The organism is Kocuria sp. 2SI, from assembly GCF_005502825.1.
In the GTDB taxonomy this organism is placed as follows: domain Bacteria; phylum Actinomycetota; class Actinomycetes; order Actinomycetales; family Micrococcaceae; genus Kocuria; species Kocuria palustris.
The window spans coordinates 1-16,186 of sequence record NZ_SCNB01000005.1; the positions used below are offsets into that span (position 1 = coordinate 1).

Annotated in this window: 18 protein-coding genes; 13 read left to right on the forward strand and 5 right to left on the reverse strand. The window is 69.5% G+C overall.

Annotation, left to right across the window (positions count from 1 at the left end):
- Nucleotides 1-14: 14 nt before the first annotated feature.
- Both FFS25_RS13370 and ychF read right to left on the reverse strand, forming a co-directional pair.
- Nucleotides 15-941, reverse strand: coding sequence for a hypothetical protein (locus FFS25_RS13370; RefSeq protein WP_171004092.1), 927 nt, complete (start codon nt 939-941; stop codon nt 15-17).
- A gap of 238 nt (nt 942-1,179) precedes the next feature.
- Nucleotides 1,180-2,259, reverse strand: a complete 1,080-nt coding sequence (ychF, locus tag FFS25_RS04040; RefSeq protein ID WP_137802021.1) for a redox-regulated ATPase YchF — start codon at nt 2,257-2,259, stop codon at nt 1,180-1,182.
- A gap of 151 nt (nt 2,260-2,410) precedes the next feature.
- Between ychF and FFS25_RS04045 the strand changes: the two genes are divergently transcribed.
- From FFS25_RS04045 to FFS25_RS04085, 10 genes are all read left to right on the forward strand, one after another.
- Nucleotides 2,411-2,983, forward strand: a complete 573-nt coding sequence (locus FFS25_RS04045; RefSeq protein WP_137802022.1) for an LppP/LprE family lipoprotein — start codon at nt 2,411-2,413, stop codon at nt 2,981-2,983.
- 97 nt (nt 2,984-3,080) lie between these two features.
- Nucleotides 3,081-3,605 carry an LppP/LprE family lipoprotein gene (locus tag FFS25_RS04050; RefSeq protein WP_137802023.1) on the forward strand — a complete coding sequence of 175 codons (525 nt, stop codon included), beginning with the start codon at nt 3,081-3,083 and terminating at the stop codon, nt 3,603-3,605.
- Between the two features lie 237 nt (nt 3,606-3,842).
- Nucleotides 3,843-4,007, forward strand: a complete 165-nt coding sequence (locus FFS25_RS13375) for a hypothetical protein (RefSeq protein ID WP_171004093.1) — start codon at nt 3,843-3,845, stop codon at nt 4,005-4,007.
- A gap of 99 nt (nt 4,008-4,106) precedes the next feature.
- Nucleotides 4,107-5,072, forward strand: a complete 966-nt coding sequence (locus FFS25_RS04055) for an ABC transporter ATP-binding protein (protein WP_249933768.1) — start codon at nt 4,107-4,109, stop codon at nt 5,070-5,072.
- 43 nt (nt 5,073-5,115) lie between these two features.
- Nucleotides 5,116-5,949 carry an ABC-2 transporter permease gene (locus tag FFS25_RS04060; protein ID WP_171004094.1) on the forward strand — a complete coding sequence of 278 codons (834 nt, stop codon included), beginning with the start codon at nt 5,116-5,118 and terminating at the stop codon, nt 5,947-5,949.
- Complete coding sequence (locus FFS25_RS04065) at nt 5,946-7,046, forward strand: sensor histidine kinase (RefSeq protein ID WP_137802025.1); 1,101 nt, start codon at nt 5,946-5,948, stop codon at nt 7,044-7,046. Before FFS25_RS04060 ends, FFS25_RS04065 begins: the two co-directional genes overlap by 4 nt.
- Nucleotides 7,043-7,657 (forward strand): response regulator transcription factor, encoded by a 615-nt coding sequence (locus FFS25_RS04070; protein WP_137802026.1) that lies wholly within the window; start codon nt 7,043-7,045, stop codon nt 7,655-7,657. The genes FFS25_RS04065 and FFS25_RS04070 overlap by 4 nt, the downstream gene beginning before the upstream one ends.
- Nucleotides 7,658-7,724: 67 nt before the next feature.
- Nucleotides 7,725-8,321, forward strand: a complete 597-nt coding sequence (locus tag FFS25_RS04075) for a hypothetical protein (protein WP_137802027.1) — start codon at nt 7,725-7,727, stop codon at nt 8,319-8,321.
- Nucleotides 8,293-8,493 (forward strand): hypothetical protein, encoded by a 201-nt coding sequence (locus FFS25_RS04080; protein WP_137802028.1) that lies wholly within the window; start codon nt 8,293-8,295, stop codon nt 8,491-8,493. The genes FFS25_RS04075 and FFS25_RS04080 overlap by 29 nt, the downstream gene beginning before the upstream one ends.
- A gap of 86 nt (nt 8,494-8,579) precedes the next feature.
- Nucleotides 8,580-9,818: a DNA recombination protein RmuC gene (locus FFS25_RS04085; protein ID WP_137802029.1), complete on the forward strand. Its 1,239-nt coding sequence runs from the start codon at nt 8,580-8,582 to the stop codon at nt 9,816-9,818.
- A gap of 21 nt (nt 9,819-9,839) precedes the next feature.
- Here the strand turns inward: FFS25_RS04085 and FFS25_RS04090 are convergent, their stop codons facing one another.
- Together FFS25_RS04090 and FFS25_RS04095 are read right to left on the reverse strand one after the other, a co-directional pair.
- On the reverse strand, nt 9,840-10,922 hold the full coding sequence (locus FFS25_RS04090; protein WP_058871506.1) for a 4-hydroxy-3-methylbut-2-enyl diphosphate reductase: 1,083 nt from the start codon (nt 10,920-10,922) through the stop codon (nt 9,840-9,842).
- Between the two features lie 79 nt (nt 10,923-11,001).
- The gene (locus tag FFS25_RS04095) at nt 11,002-12,054 is read right to left on the reverse strand and encodes a hypothetical protein (RefSeq protein WP_137802031.1); all 1,053 of its coding nucleotides are present in this window, start codon (nt 12,052-12,054) and stop codon (nt 11,002-11,004) included.
- An 82-nt stretch (nt 12,055-12,136) separates the two neighbouring features.
- Between FFS25_RS04095 and xseA the strand changes: the two genes are divergently transcribed.
- Nucleotides 12,137-13,423, forward strand: a complete 1,287-nt coding sequence (gene xseA / locus FFS25_RS04100) for an exodeoxyribonuclease VII large subunit (protein ID WP_137802032.1) — start codon at nt 12,137-12,139, stop codon at nt 13,421-13,423.
- 36 nt (nt 13,424-13,459) lie between these two features.
- Entirely contained in the window at nt 13,460-13,720 is a 261-nt protein-coding gene (locus tag FFS25_RS04105) for an exodeoxyribonuclease VII small subunit (protein ID WP_006215477.1), read from the forward strand.
- A gap of 9 nt (nt 13,721-13,729) precedes the next feature.
- On the opposite strand, the gene FFS25_RS04110 is transcribed toward FFS25_RS04105, so the two are convergent.
- A complete protein-coding gene (locus tag FFS25_RS04110; protein ID WP_024289014.1) occupies nt 13,730-14,275 on the reverse strand; it encodes a TetR/AcrR family transcriptional regulator in 546 nt (181 codons plus the stop codon).
- Between the two features lie 233 nt (nt 14,276-14,508).
- Between FFS25_RS04110 and FFS25_RS04115 the strand changes: the two genes are divergently transcribed.
- Nucleotides 14,509-16,089, forward strand: a complete 1,581-nt coding sequence (locus tag FFS25_RS04115; RefSeq protein ID WP_137802033.1) for an MFS transporter — start codon at nt 14,509-14,511, stop codon at nt 16,087-16,089.
- Nucleotides 16,090-16,186 lie beyond the last annotated feature (97 nt).

Consider the following 16,186-nt stretch of genomic DNA (forward strand, 5'->3'; position numbering starts at 1 on the left):
CCCACGAGGCCGTCTCATGGAACCGGCCCAAGGAGGTGCACCTGGGCCTGGCCGACCCCACCACCCCGACATTCAAAACCAAGGAAATCCTGCCAACTACTTGACGCGGGACATAATGCCGGAAGCGTGATGTCAGAGCCTTCAGTGGATACGACCGGCACACAGTAATTGTGTACGGTGCTGGCGGGTGTCTCCATTGCTAGCTCGGGCGTGCGCGGGACCAGGATGAGCGGTTGGGGCGAGGCAGTCAACTGCCTCCATGTGGATACGTCGTCAACGAATGCGAGCCGTGCGAGCATCTGGCCCTTGCCCTGTTCGTCGAGGTTGACGGCGATCGCATCGATGAAGGCGCATACCTCCTCCATCGATGCGCCAGCAACCGTCGTGACGGAACCGGACGAAGCGAGCCGCTCTACCAGGTCCTCTGCAGCGTCGTTTCGACCAGCGAGTACAACTTCCGGCGTCAATGCCGGATTTGTTTGTGCTGCCCAGTCGCGCCACCATGTCAGGCCGGTGCGAAGGCCGTATGGCGACAGCCCGAGTTCCTCCGAGAGCCATGCCCATGTGACTGGCGCTGCCTCAAGCCAGGTCTCGATGTCGTCTAGTCCGAGGGCCTTGACGTCTCTCCAGACCTTGTCGCTTCGCTTGCCCGTAGCCCATCTGGCCCGTGCCGTCCACGGACGCAGGATCGCTTCTACGTAAGTGCAATCAGAGGTCGGTGTCCCATCTGGAGTGTCTGTTCGCTTGGAGTAGTCGTCGTCGGCCTTGGGGTTAGGGTGGGAATTGACCGACAGTTCCCACACAGACAAACCGTCAGGAACCCAAGCCGTCGCCTCGGTTGTCCGGAGAGAACCGTCCCAGTCACCAGCCGCCACGCCGTCGCCCGCGGGCATACCAAAGTCGACCAGACCCGGTGTGGTCTCAAGGATGAGGCGTCGCACCAGACGTGGGAAGTCAGACTGTGAGGAGCGTGTGTCAGCCCAACCATGCAGCTTGTTTCGGTCGATGTACCCCGCTCTAGTCTTCATGGTTAACGTCCCCGGTCGCGTACGAGTTGGTCCTCACATCCTATGAGCGCTCCAAGTCCGAACAAAGCGAATATGTCGGCTGCACGCCTCATGTTGATCGAACGAGTAATCCGACACTAACAATGAAAAAAGATCAGGCCATGGGAGAGTTCTACACATTAAACCTAAATTCCACCACGTCCCCGTCCTGCATGACGTAGTCCTTGCCCTCCATGCGCACCTTGCCGGCGGCCTTGGCATCGGCCATGGAGCCGGCGGCCACGAGGTCGTCGAAGGACACGATCTCGGCCTTGATGAACCCGCGTTCGAAGTCCGTGTGGATCACACCGGCCGCCTGGGGAGCCGTATCGCCCTTGTTGATCGTCCAGGCACGGGCCTCCTTGGGCCCGGCGGTGAGGTAGGTCTGCAGCCCGAGGGTCTCGAAGCCCACACGCGCCAGCTTGTCCAGGCCGGCCTCGTCCTGCCCGGACATCTCGAGCATCTCGGCGGCCTCCTCCTCGGAGAGCTCCACGAGCTCGGACTCGAGCTTGGCGTCCAGGAACACGGCCTCGGCCGGGGCCACGAGCTCGGCCAGCTCGGCCTGGCGCTCGGGCGAGCCGAGCACGCCCTCGTCGCAGTTGAAGACGAAGATGAACGGCTTGGCCGACAGCAGCGTGAGGTCGCGGATCTGATCGAGCTCCAGCGAGTCCTTGCGGGAGTAGATCGTGTGCCCCTCGGAGAGCACCTCGTAGGCCGCCTGATAGGCCGAGAGCTTGGCGGGGTCCGCCTTCTTGATCTTGACCTGCTTCTCCAGGCGCGGGATCGCGTTCTCGAGGGTCTGCAGGTCGGCGAGCACCAGCTCGGTGTTGATGGTCTCCATGTCGGAGGCGGGATCAATCTTGCCGTCCACGTGGACCACGTCGGGGTCGTCGAAGGCGCGGACCACCTGGGCGATGGCGTGCGCCTCGCGGATGTTGGCGAGGAACTGATTGCCCAGCCCCTCCCCCTCGGAGGCGCCCTTCACGATGCCCGCGATATCCACGAACGACACCGTGGCCGGGAGGATCTTCTGCGACCCGAAGATGCCCGCGAGCGCATCCAGTCGCTCGTCCGGAAGGCTGACCACGCCCACGTTCGGCTCGATGGTGGCGAACGGGTAGTTCGCCGCGAGCACGGTGTTGCGGGTCAGCGCATTGAACAGGGTCGACTTGCCGACGTTGGGGAGACCGACGATTCCGATAGTAAGAGCCACGGGAGGACACCCTACCGGCGACGGGCGCGGCGGTCCTCCGAGCGGCCGAACATCACAGTCCGATCACAACCCCTTGCGATCGCGAATCACGACTACCAACGTGGGTGCCATCGCAAATCGCGATGCAGGACACACCGAAGAGGTGAGCACGATGAACAGCAAGCAGATCCGCAGCACCGCCATTGCCACCGGAGCGGCTTCCCTGCTCTTCCTGGGCTCGGGCGTCGCCGCACAGGCCGCATATGCTGGCCCCACCACCGACCCGTACGAGGCCGACCAGGCTGCCGCCGCCGAGAAGTGCGACGGACTGACCGGCCAGGAGGCCTTCGACAAGAAGGTCGACGACCTGCCGGACGCCGACGACGGCCACTACACCTGGACCGCCGACAGCGGCATGGCCGACACCGAGCACTACGACCCCTGCGACGGCCTCTCGGCCATCACCGTCAGCTACGCCACCGACGAGGGCATGCCCGCCGGCAGCCCGGGCTACTCCATCGTGATGCTCTTCCACGACGGCGAGTACCTGGGCACGGACACCGCCGAGGCCTACGAGTGGACCCCGGAGATCGAGCGGGTGGACGAGCACACGCTGGATGTCGAGTACCCGTACGGCCAGCGCGACGATGCCGTCGGCCCGGAGGGCACAACGGAGTCCACCTTCACCTGGGACGAGGAGTCCGATTCCGTCGAGCACTCGGGCGAGTTCCCGGACACCTTCTGATCCCCTCTCCGCCGTTCGCCCTCTGGGCGGGCGGCGGCCTTTCTGAGCACCGGAACCCAGACGCTTCAGCACGATCGATCCTCACGAGGTGAGACTCATGAACCGCACCCAGCTCCGAGACTCCTTCATCGCCGGCGCAGCGGCCTCCGCCCTGCTGCTCGGCACCGGCACCGCAGCCCATGCCGCAGACGTCGCCCCACCCCAGAACCAGCCCTCACAGTCCTGCTCCGACCTCACCGGAGAGGAGGCCGTCTCCGTCTGGGGCACCCTCGTCCTCAGCGCCGACGACAGCACGGAGATGCTCGACCATGCCGACACCTCCGGCTACGATCGCTGCGCCGACCTGTCGTGGATCGTCGTCCCGCACGGCGGCACCGCCTCCTCGGCCAACAGCGTGATGCTGTTCCACCACGGCATCTACAAGGGCACGGCCACGGCCGAGCCGCAGGCCTTCGTCCCGCAGATCGAGCGGATCGACGACGGCGCGATCTCCGTCACCTACCGGTATCTGGAGGGTGACGAACCCAACGCCGCACCCCAGGGCCGCGCCGAGTCGACCTTCACCTGGAACGACGCGAGCGACTCCGTCGACCACGAGGGCGAGTTCCCGCCGACTGCCTGACCTGTGTCGACAGATCTCAGATCTCGGCTCCAAGGCCACGGGGTCCCGCACTCGCATGAGTGCGGGACCCCGTGACTTTGACGACACCCGGGCGCAGTTCACCGCGAAAGGACTCCATGCCAGCTCTCGGAGCACCCACCCCGTCGACCATCTCGCGTCGCCGCGTCCTCCACTCCGCATATGATCCCGCCACCCGCACGACGCGTCTGCAGTGGATGCTCCCCGCAAGGGACCCGCGTGACGAGCGAATCGCGCTCCAGCAGGAACCCGCAGACCCTGTTCATGTTCCGCGACGGCGCCTCGGTCTCCAGCCCGTGCGAGCTGTGCGAGGGGCGCCGCTACGACGCCTCCGTGGTCAAGGACTACAACCAGAGGGCGACCAGCCCCGACGGCATCTACTGATCCCGTCGGGCTCGTCCCGCACATATGGGTCATCTGTCATGGTCAGCTCATGACACCTCCTGACGGCGCGCTGGGGCCTGCGCAGTGGACCATGGAGACATGCGCACAGCACCTGATTCCCCAGACCCCCGCTCGGAGCCCGTCGCTCCCCCGGCTGTCGAGCTGACCGACCTGCACAAGAGCTTCCGCACACGCTCCGGCCGGGTCGCAGCCGTCGACGGACTGGATCTCACGATCGCCCAAGGCGAGATCGTGGCGCTGCTGGGCCCCAACGGGGCCGGCAAGACCACGGCGCTGGACATGGTGCTGGGCTTCACCGACCCCACGTCCGGGACCTGCCGCGTCCTGGGGCTTCCCCCGCGCCAAGCGGTCAACCAGGGTCGGGTGTCGGCGGTGCTGCAGAGCGGAGCCCTGCTGGATGACCTGACCGTGCGCGAGACCGTGGCCATGGTCGCCACGCAGCATCCCCGCCACCTTCCCGTCGACGAGGCCCTGGAGCGCGCCGGAGCATCCGGCATCGCCCGCAGGAAGGTCTCCAAATGCTCCGGTGGCGAGCAGCAGCGCCTGCGCTTCGCCCTGGCACTGCTGTGCGAGCCCGAGCTGCTCGTGCTCGACGAGCCCACCGCCGGCATGGACGTGACCGTGCGACGCGACTTCTGGGCCTCCATGCACCAGGAGGCCCAGCGGGGGCGCACGATCATCTTCGCCACCCACTACCTCGAGGAGGCGGAGCAGTTCGCCGACCGCATCGTCGTGGTGAGCGCCGGGCGCATCATCGCCGACGGGACGACCGAGCAGATCCGCGCCATGGGCGGGCTGCGGCGCGTCACCTGCCGCTGGGACCCCGTCGACGGCGATCCCGCCTCCGTGCTGAGCCGTCTTCCGGAGGGCGTGCAGATCGAGCAGACCCCGGAGCGCACCGTCTTCAGCGGCGCCGATACCGACCTGATCGCCCGCACGCTGCTGACCACGACCCGGGCCAGCGACCTGCTGATCGAGCAGGCGGGCCTCGAGGAGGCCTTCGTGGGACTGACCTCGACAACCGCCGACGACGACGCCGCCTGAGCGTCCCCGGACAGCCCTCCGCCCGCATGAAGGAGCCCTCGTCATGATCACCTCCACCGCACACGGTACGCAGGCAGCGCCCTCGCCTGTCTCTGCAGCTCGACGCAGCCCCGTCCTGGCCGTCCTGCGCTACGCCGCTTACGACCTGCGACGGAATCTGCGCATGGTCGAGAGCCTGTTCTTCGTCATCGTGCTGCCCTCGGCGCTGTACCTGATGTTCGGGGCCCTCACGGAATTCGGCGACTTCCCCGCCGGCTCAGGCAACGTCGCAGGGACGATCGCCGTCTCCATGGCCGTCTACGGAGCCACGGTGGCCACGACCAGCATCGCCGGCACCGCAGCCGTCGAGCGCTCCAAAGGATGGGGCCGGCTGCTCGGGCTGACCCCCATGCGCCAGGCGGAGTACGCCGCCGCCAAGGTCCTGGTGGCGCTGGCCATCGCAGCGCTTCCGGTGATCGTCGTCTTCATCGTGGCTGCGCTGACGGGCGCCGACATCGGCCCGATCGGCACCTGGATCTCCACCGGGCTGATCACCGTGGCGGCCTCGGCCATGTTCGCGCTCTACGGGCTGACCTTCGGGCTGCTGTTCCGCTCGGAGTCCGCCGTCGGGGCCGCCTCGGGCCTGCTCGTGGTGCTCGCGTTCTTCGGCAACCTGTTCATGCCGCTGTCCGGGACGCTGCTGGAGATCGCCAAGTTCACTCCCATGTACGGGCTGAAGGGACTGGCCTCCTGGCCGCAGATGGAGGGGATGACCACCGGGATGAACGCCGCACAGGAGGACAGCCTGCTGGGACTTCTGGTCAACGTGCTCGCCTGGACCGCGATCTTCGCCGTCACCACCCTGCTGGCGGCCCGACGCTCGACGGCACGGGCATGACCATCTCCCCCGCCGAGACCACGCACGACGAGCGCGTCGGATCGACCCTCTATGCCTCCATCTGGCTGATCTTCCTGGCCTTCCCCGTGGTCGGTCTGCTGCGCAGCGCACACGGCCCGGCGGCCATGGCCGTCGGCGTCGGGCTCCTGCTGCTCTTCGCCGTCGTCTACGTCCTGTCCTGGTGGGAGCCGGGCGCCCTGAACCGCCTGCCGCGCATCCCGGCCACCCTCATGTGGCTGTTCGGCCTGACTCTGTGCCTCGCTCTGCTGACCCCCTTGCTGGGCGGGTCGGTGCTGGGGTGCTTCCCCTTCCTGGTGGCGCTGCTCGCATTCCGCCTCCCCTCGGTGCGCTCCCGGGTGTTGTGGATCCTGGTTCTCGACGCGATGACGGCGGCGCTGCTGATCTGGGTGTGGCCTCAGCACCTGTTCTGGGCCGTCCCGGTCATCGCCATATCCTCGGTGCTGATGGCCGTGCTGGCCTCCGTGATGGACCGCGAGGAGCGCACGCGCGACCTCGCCGAGCAGCTGCGCCTGGCACAGCAGCGGGAATCGCTGGGACGCGACGTCCACGACCTGCTCGGGCACTCGCTGACCGTCATCACGGTCAAGACCGAGCTCGCTCGCCGGATGGTGGAGCGCGACCCGCAGCGCGCGATCGCCGAGCTCGACGAGGTGCTCGCCTTGTCCCGCGAGGCCGCCAGTGAGGTGCGGCAGGCCGTCGGCGGTCTGCACAGCCCCGAGTGGGCGGCGCAGCTGCGCGCGGCGCGCACGGCCCTGGACGCCGCCGCGATCGAGGCACGGCTGCCCGGCCCTGCTGGTCTTCCGGCCGAGCAGCAGACCCTGCTGGCCTGGTGCCTGCGCGAGGCCGTGACCAATGTGATCCGCCATGCCCAGGCCACCGTCTGCACGGTGGAGGCCGGACCCGGCAGACTGGTGGTGGAGGACGACGGCGTCGGAACCGATCCGGGCGCGGGCACGGGCAACGGCCTGCGCGGCATGCGCGAGCGCGTGCGCCAGGCAGGCGGCGAGCTGATCCTCAGCGCCGCCGACGCCTCCCCCGATCGACCCGGAACCCGACTGGAGGTGCGGCTGCCATGACCGAGAAGATCCGCCTGCTGCTGGCCGATGACCAGGCGCTGGTCCGCGGCGCCCTGGCCGCACTGCTCGAGCTCGAGGAGGACCTCGAGATCGTGGCCCAGACGGGTTCGGGAACGGAGGTCGTGGACCTGGCGCGCGAGCACCGGGCGGACGTGGCGCTGCTGGACATCGAGATGCCCGGCCGCGACGGCATCGAGACCGCCGCCGCCCTGCGGGACGCGCAGCTCGGGTGCCGCAGCCTCATCGTCACCACGTTCGGGCGCCCCGGGTACCTGCGCCGGGCGCTGGAGGCGGGGGCACGCGGCTTCGTCGTCAAGGACACGCCCGCCGAGCAGCTTGCCGCCGCGGTGCGCACGATCCACGGCGGCGGACGCGTGATCGACCCCTCCCTGGCCGAGGAGTCGCTGATCACCGGCGGCAGCCCTCTGACCGAGCGCGAGCGCGACGTCCTGCGCATCGCCCTGGACGGCGCCTCCGTGAAGGAGATGGCCGCCCGCCTTCACCTCTCCCAGGGCACGGTGCGCAACCACCTGTCCTCGGCGATCGGCAAGACGCATACGGCCAATCGCGCCGCGGCAGCACGGGCGGCGCAGGACAACGGGTGGCTCTGAGCTGTCAGTGCATCGGTTCGCATGGAGAACCTCCTAGGATGTTGGACACAGCCTGAACGATGGCTGAATGCCCGAGAATCCGGAGGCCCCTGTGTCCCGCCCCCGTCACACCCTGTTCGCCGCGAGCCTCCTGGGGCTGACGCTGGCGCTGTCCGGATGCATTCCGGACTCTTCCTCCGACGAGCCCGAGCCGGCACCGGAGACCGTGACGGTGACGCAGACGGCCCCGGCCGATGATCGGTCCTCCGCCGAGGCGTCCCCGGAAGCCGCAGAGGACTCCCCCGAGGGCGACGGCGATGATTCCGCCGAGGCCTCGGGGCAAGCCTCGGAGGCGGCCGATAGCGATGCGGCGGCGAAGCCTGCCGCCGACGCCTCCGGCCTCAGCGAGCGCGGCAACATCCCCAAGCAGATCGGCGAGGAGGCGAGCCTCACCGCTTCCTCCGGGGAGAAGGCGCTGTCCTTCGAGGTCACCGATATCCAGCCCCACTTCCAGTGCACCAGCCCCTACGCGGAGGCCCCCGGAGAACGAGTCCTTCGTCAAGGTCGACATCACGGCCAGCACCGGCACTGCTGCGGACCTAGAGGAGCTGTTCTACATCAACTCCATGATGTTCAATCCGTACGACTGGAAATTCGTGGACTCGTCCGGTCGCACGGCCAATGACATCGGCACTGTGGCCAGCTACATGTGCCTTGACACCGGCGAATCCCTGCCCGATGAGATCGGCCCGGGTGAGAACGTCTCCGGATCACTGATCCTCGACGTGACCGACTCCTCCGGCACGCTGGTGTATGCCCCGCTCTTCGACTCCGAAGGCTGGGAGTGGAGCCTCTGACCGGCTGAGGCCTTTCGACACAGCGGGGCTCCGTCCGAGGACGGGGCCCCGCTGTGCTGTCGGAGCGGGCTGAGAATCTGAGTCGCATGGAACAGACCTCCTCCTTCGGCATCGTCCTCCCCCTGCTGCTCTTCATCGCAGGCACGGTGGCCGGACTGGCCGTGGGCTGGCTGCTGGCCTCCCGTCGTGCGGCCGGTGGAGCGGACGCCCGGGAGCTCGAGAGCATGCGTCAGGACAACGCCGAGCTGCAGCGCCGGCTTGCCGCAGCGGAGGAGAGCTCCCGACTGCAGACCGAGCGGGTGGCCGCGCTGGAGGAGCGCTCTGCTCAGGACCAGGACGTCCTCACCGCTCTGGCTCCGCTGGCCGATCGGCTGCGCGGGGTCCAGGAGCATGTGACCCGGCTCGAGAAGGATCGCTCCCAGCAGTTCGGGGAGGTCTCCCGCGCGCTCGAGCAGGCTCGGGAGGCGGACGCCGAGCTGCAGCGAGTCACGGGATCGCTGGCGGGATCGCTGCGCTCCAACTCCGCCCGCGGCACCTGGGGCGAGGTCCAGCTGCGTCGCGTGGTGGAGGCCGCGGGGATGCTGCGCCACGTCGACTTCCAGGAGCAGGTCCATGTGCAGACCGAGGACGGCGCGCACCGTCCGGACATGGTCGTGAAGCTGCCCGGGGAGCAGCGGCTGATCGTGGATGCCAAGGCCCCCATGGCCTCGTACCTGCGCGCCCAGGACCTCGGCCACGACGGCTCGGAGCCGGCCCTCGCCGCCCGGACCAAGCTGCTCAAGGGCCACGCCGATGCCCTGCGAGCGCACGTGGACGCCCTGGGCTCCAAGAAGTACTGGACCTCGACCGTGGGCTCGCCCGAGCTCGTGCTGTGCTTCGTGCCCGTGGAGTCGGCGCTGTCGGCCGCGCTGGAGGCGGATCCCTCGCTGCTGGATCATGCTGCGGCGCGCAGCGTGGCCCTGGTGTCGCCGGTCTCCCTGCTTGCCTCGCTCAAGGCGGTCGCCTTCTCATGGCGCCAGGAGTCGCTGGCTCAGGACGCGTCGCAGCTGCTGCAGCTGTCGCGGGACCTCTACGACCGGCTGGGCACCGTGGGCGGGCACCTCAGCGCCATGGGCGGATCCATCCGCCGCTCCGTGGAGACCTACAACAAGCTCGTGGGCTCGCTCGAGACCCGCGTGCTGCCCACGGCTCGTCGGCTCAACGACCTGGATGTCACGGCACCCGCCGACGACCGCCTGGAGACGGCCACGGTCGAGTCCACCCCGCGTGCGATCACAGCCCCGGAGCTGCTGGACCAGGAGACGCAGGAGGGGCCGCAGGACTGACCTGTCGATCGGCCGACAGGCTCAGCGCGCCGGGCGCGCTCCGCGGCCTCCGAGGTTGCGGTTGGCGTCGCCGTCTGCCGTCAGACGCGCACGCAGCTCCTTGGGAAGCGAGAAGAGGATGTCCTCCTCGGCCGTGACGACCTCCTCCACGTCGGCGTAGCCGTACTCGGCCAGCAGGGCCATGACGTCACGGACCAGGACCTCCGGCACGGAGGCGCCCGAGGTCACGCCCACGGTGCGCACGCCCTCGAACCAGGACTCGTCCACCTCGTTCGCGTTGTCCACGCGCTCGGCGCGAGCCGCGCCGTACTCGGCGGCGACCTCCTTGAGGCGCACGGAGTTCGACGAGTTCGGGGAGCCCACCACGATCACCAGATCCGTCTGCGGCGCGATCTCCTTGATCGCGCCCTGGCGGTTGGAGGTCGCGTAGCAGATGTCGTCGGAGGGCGGATCCTGCAGGTTCGGGAAGCGCTCGCGCAGGGCGGTGACGATCTCGAGGGTCTCGTCCACGGACAGCGTGGTCTGGGACAGCCACACGAGGTTGTCGGGGTCCTCGACCTCGAGGCTCGGCACGTCCTCCGGGCCGTTGACGATGATCGTGCGGTCCGGGGCCTCGCCGTAGGTGCCCTCGACCTCCTCGTGGCCCACGTGGCCGATGAGCAGGATCTGACGGCCCTGCTTGGCGAAGCGCACGGCCTCGCGGTGCACCTTGGTCACCAGCGGGCAGGTGGCGTCGATGGTCTGCAGGCCGCGATCGGCGGCCGAGCTCACGACCGCCGGGGAGACGCCGTGGGCGGAGAACACGAGCAGCGAGCCCTCCGGGACCTCGTCGACCTCCTCCACGAACACCGCGCCGTCCGCCTCGAGGGTCTGGACCACGTGCTTGTTGTGCACGATCTCCTTGCGCACGTACACCGGCGCGCCGTAGTGATCGAGCGCCTTCTCGACCGCGATCACCGCACGATCCACGCCGGCGCAGTAGCCGCGCGGGGAGGCGAGCAGGACCTTCTTGTCCCCTTCGACGGGCGCTGCCGCCGCGACCTCCTCAGGAGAGCGGCGCACGCGGGGGACGACGGGCATGGAGAGAGCGACGGGTGCGGACATGCCCCGCATTCTACGGGCTCCACAGGTGCCGGGGACATGTCATGCATGTCACCGGATCACTGCCGGCGGCCACACGGCATCAGGCCTCGATGACCCGCCGACCGCTTCGGCTCAGCCCGGTCGTCGAGTCACCGCCGGAGGCGTCGTCGCCCAGGCGCCAGGTCAGGCGCAGCCCGCCCAGGACCACCCCTGCTGCGGTCAGCGCCACCCCGGTCCACAACCAGGGGCTCAGCCGCTGGTCCAGGCCGGCGCCGAGCACCGCGAACAGCCGATCGACCACGGTGCGACCCACCCCCTCCAGGTCAGGGGAGGCCATGACCGAGTCGGCGAAGCCCTGCAGGACCATCCCGGCTGCGATCACGCCGCCGACGAGACCGATGCCTGCCCCCAGCAGCACCCACTCGCGATGCCGGGCGATGAGCAGCGCCAGGACAGCGGCGACCGCAGCAGCGATCCACCAGTACGGCGCCTGATCCGAGGCCTCGGAGAGCTGATCCAGCGCGGGGCCGGTGGCCGAGTCGGGGATCTCGGCCACGCCGTCCTGGATGCCCACCAGATCCATCGAGGACAGATCGACCTCCAGGCCGAAGGGCAGCCTGTCGTTGATCGCCTCGGAGAGCCCGTCCATGACCGGCGCGACCTCGACCTGCAGGTCCTCCGGGGCGCCGTCGGGGCTCTCGGCAGCGGCGACGTTGGCGTCGTACGTGCCCTCGAGGACCTCGCGCATGTCCTGCTGGTAGGCGTCGCCGTCGAAGTAGTCGCTCATGGTCGACTGCACCGTGCGGTCCACCCAGCCGGTGATAGTCCCGCCCAGCGGGATGTCCCCGGTGTCGGCGTTCTGGACGGCTTGGGAGGCGGAGTCCAGCGCCATGTCCTCGATCTCGCCGCGCAGCTGCTGATCGGCCAGCAGGTCCTCCGACAGCGCCGAGAAGCCCTCGCGATCCATCACGGTGTCATCGATCCAGGTGGTCGCCACGGCCATCACCGCCGCCAGCCCGGCGCACAGCGCCAGGACCGAGGCCACGACGGTGCGCAGAACGCCCAGCGCACCGGGACCGCGACGTCGCGCCGCGGGCGCAGGCCGGTCCCAGGGAAGGCCTCCGGCGGGGGTCTCGGGGCGCTGAGCAGTCATGCGCACCACGCTACCGGGACAGGCTGTCCACCCACCGGCGTCGGACCCGTGACCTGCACGACTCGGGTGGTATGCATGGAACATGACGGAACAGCCCCCCGCCGGCGATCAGCGCCCGGCACCGGCCCCGCGCGCGGGGCTGACCACGCCGGAGAACCCGTGGCCGCTGCGGCTGCTGGCCGAGAACCTCCACGCGTACATCGCCCGGTGCGACCCCACCTGGGTCGAGGGCCAGATCATCGAGATCAACCAGCGCCCGCGCGTCACCTTCCTGACCCTGCGCGACGTCGACCAGGAGATCTCGGTGCCCGTGACCCTGTTCCCTCGCGAGATGCAGGCCCTGGAGACCCCGCTCGAGAAGGGCATGCGGGTCGTCGCCCAGGTCCGCCCCGACTACTGGACCAAGACCGGGCGGCTGTCGATGATCGGCCACGGCGTACGTCCTGTGGGCCTGGGCGATCTGCTGGTGCGCATCGAGCAGCTGCGCCGCGCGCTGGCCGAGGAGGGCCTGTTCGACGCCGAGCGCAAGCGCCCGATCCCCCAGCTGCCCCAGCGCGTCGGGCTGATCACCGGGCGCAACTCGGATGCCGAGAAGGACGTCGTGCGCAACGCGTCCCTGCGGTGGCCGTCGGTGCAGTTCGAGATCCGCAACGTCGCCGTGCAGGGCACGGCCTCCGCCGGCCAGGTCATGGGCGCGCTCGCCGAGCTCGACGCCCACCCGGACGTCGACGTCATCATCATCGCCCGCGGCGGCGGCGCCTTCGAGGACCTGCTGCCGTTCAGCGACGAGCGGCTGCTGCGCGCCGTCGCCGATGCCTCCACCCCCGTGATCTCGGCGATCGGCCACGAGAACGACCAGCCGCTGCTGGATCACGTGGCCGACGTCCGCGCCTCCACGCCCACCGACGCCGGCAAGCGCGTGGTCCCGGACCTCGTGGAGGAGAAGGCGAATGTGGCCCGCGCCCGAGCGGTGCTGGATCGCGCGGTGACCCAGTTCCTCGACCGGGAGCAGCGCGCCCTGGAGTCGATCCGCTCCCGCCCCGTCCTGGACCAGCCGGAGGGCATGATCCTGGTGCGCGAGGAGGACATCGACCGCCTGCGCGAGCGCTCCCAGCGCACCACCGCCCACCGGATCGAACGGGACCGCACCGCGATCGAGCAGATGAAGCTGCGGGTGCGCGCACTGTCGCCGCAGGAGACCCTCAACCGCGGCTACGCCGTGGTCCAGGATGACCGCGGCGCCGTGGTGCGCGGCACCGATCAGGTGGCCGTGGACGACGAGCTCACGGTGCGCCTGGCCGCAGGCGAGCTGTCGGTGCGGACCCTCGAGCTCTCCGAGCGCCGCCCCGGACAGCTCCGCGACGACTGACCCACGATCACCGCTTTCCCCGAAAGGACCGCACTCATGACCGAGACCACCCCGTCCTCCCCCGGTGCCGCCCCGGACCTCTCCGACATCGAGTCCATGGGCTACGAGCAGGCCCGCGAGGAGCTCGTGGCCACCGTGTCCAAGCTCGAGGCCGGCGGCACGGCGCTGGAGGAGTCACTGGCGCTGTGGGAGCGCGGCGAGGCACTGGCCAATCGCTGCGAGCAGTGGCTCGACGGCGCCCGAGACCGCCTGGATGCCGCCCGCGCGCGCCGCGAGAGCGCCGAGGACCAGGACTGAGACCGCGGCTCAGGAGCTCGGGCGAAGCCGCTCGAGCGCCTCGAGCAGCTGCTCCATGACCGCCTCGCGGTCCTGCGCGCGATCAGCCAGGATCCCCAGCGCGGCGTTGTGATACAGCCCGTCGCCCATGTGCAGCACGGCCTGGGCGGCCACGGGATCGCCCAGCTCGGCCTCGAGCATCCGGTACCAGCGGGCCTCGAGGCCCAGCATGGCCTCCCGCGCACCCTGATCGCCGCTCTGCACCAGTCGCGAGGTCGTGAGGATCGAGCGGTCCAGCGGCGTATCGGCCCACAGGGAGGAGCGCAGGTAGGCACGCGCCGGCCCCTCGGCGGAGGCCTCCATGGCCTGCGTCCCCTCCTCCGAGAGGCGCTGCATCCGCTCGACGGAGGCGTCTGCCAGGTCCTGGCGCGTGGAGAAGTGGTAGAGCAGCCCGCCCTTGGAGACCCCGGCGCGCGCCGCGACGGCCTCGAGGGTCGCCGAGCGCTCCCCCTCATCCACGACGATCCGGTCGAAGGCGTCGAGGAGCCGCTCCCGGGCCTGGGGCTTGCGTGCCATGCTGCCTCCTTCCGACGTCGTCCGGACGGGTCGAACCGACTGTTCTGCGCGGCGGGTCCCCCGCCGCGGTGAGCCTCACGACACTCGCGTGAAACCATACCGTCCAGACGGTACAGTTACGCGGGCGCCGCTGTCACGGCGCACCGAGAAGCCACCGCTCGCCCGAGCCGCCGGTGAGGCACAGCCCCGGCTGCGCTCAAGATCGCGAGCCGAGAGCATGTGAGGAGGTCAGCGTGTCCACTGCCCAGACCGCCGCCCAGGAGCAGGGCACCCAGCGCAGCGCGTGGATCGGGCTAGCCGCCCTGATGCTCCCGGTGCTCACCGTCGCCGTCACCACCACCACCCTGAGCTTCGCCCTGCCGGACATCGGCGCGGATCTGCGCCCCACCGGGACCCAGCTGCTGTGGATCGTGGACATCTACCCGCTGATCCTGGCCGGGCTGCTGATCCCGATGGGCACCGTGGGCGATCACATCGGCCGTCGTCGCCTCCTGATGATCGGCGCCGTCGGCTTCGCCCTGTCGTCGGTGGCCGGCGGGCTCTCGACGAGCCCCGAGATGCTCATCGCCTCCCGTGTGGCCGTGGCCATCTTCGGCTCCATGCTGCTGCCGGCCACGCTGTCCCTGATCCGCGTGCTCTTCCCGTCCGACGCCTCCCGCCGCATCGCGATCGCCGTGTGGACGGCAGGCTTCAGCGCCGGCGCGGCACTGGGGCCGATCATCGGCGGGGGGCTGCTCACCTGGTTCAGCTGGCACGCCGCGATCCTGGCGCCCGTTCCCTTCTGCCTGCTCTTCGCCGTCCTGGCCCCGCTGGTCCTGCCCGAGTCGCGGGATCCCAACCCCGGCAAGCTGGATTTGATCTCCGCCGCTCTGGCGATCCTGACCATGACCCCGATCGTCTACGGCATCAAGACCGCGGCCACCGCCGGGTCTCTCCTCACCGCTGTGGTGACCATGCTCATGGGACTGGCCTTCGGGACCCTGTTCGTGCTGCGCCAGCGTCGGCTGAGCCACCCCATGCTCGAGCTCGGGCTGTTCCGCTCGGGCCGCTTCTCCGGCGGCGTGCTGGTGAACATCGCCTCCAACATGGCGCAGTTCGGCTTCCTGTTCTTCCTCACCCAGCACATGCAGCTCGTCGTGGGCATGGACTCCTTCACCGCAGGGCTCATGATCATCCCGGGCATGACCCTGGCCATCGTCTCCGGCCTCGTGGGGGCTCGCTGGGCAGGCACCGCTGGCCCCCGAACGGTCGTGGTCACCGGCGTGCTGCTCATCGCGGCCGGCTACGGCGTGATCGCGGTGTTCGCGAACGAGTCCTGGTGGCCGCTGACCCTCGCCTACGCGGTGCTGTCGCTGGGGCTGGGCTTCTCGACCACGCTGTCCACCGAGCTCGTGGTCGGCTCGGTCCCTCCGGAGAAGTCGGGCTCGGCCTCGGCGATCTCCGAGACCGGCTACGAGCTCGGCTCCGTGCTGGGCACGTCGCTGGTGGGCGGGATCGTCACCGGGCTCTACCAGCGCTTCCTGCGGGTCCCCGACGGCTTCGACGCCGAGAGCACCCAGGCGGCTCGCGAGACGCTGGGCGGCGCCTACGCGATCGGCGCGCAGTCCGACGGCGGCCAGCGCCTGATCGACGCCGCCGGGCAGGCCTACACGCAGGCCATCCAGATGACGGGCGTCGTCTCGACGATCGTGCTGGTGGCCTTCGCGCTGCTGGTCCTGCGCATGCTGCGCAGCCCGTCGTTCACCGCGACCGTCGATGCCCGCACGGGGCAGATGTCGATCGTGCCCCCGGCCTCGACGGATCCCGAGGACTGATCTGCCACCAGCCCGCCGCATCGGCGGTGCCGCGATCCTCCTCGCCCGGAACGACGGCGGCTCCCCAACTCGAGGAGTCGAGGAGCCGCCGTCGTCG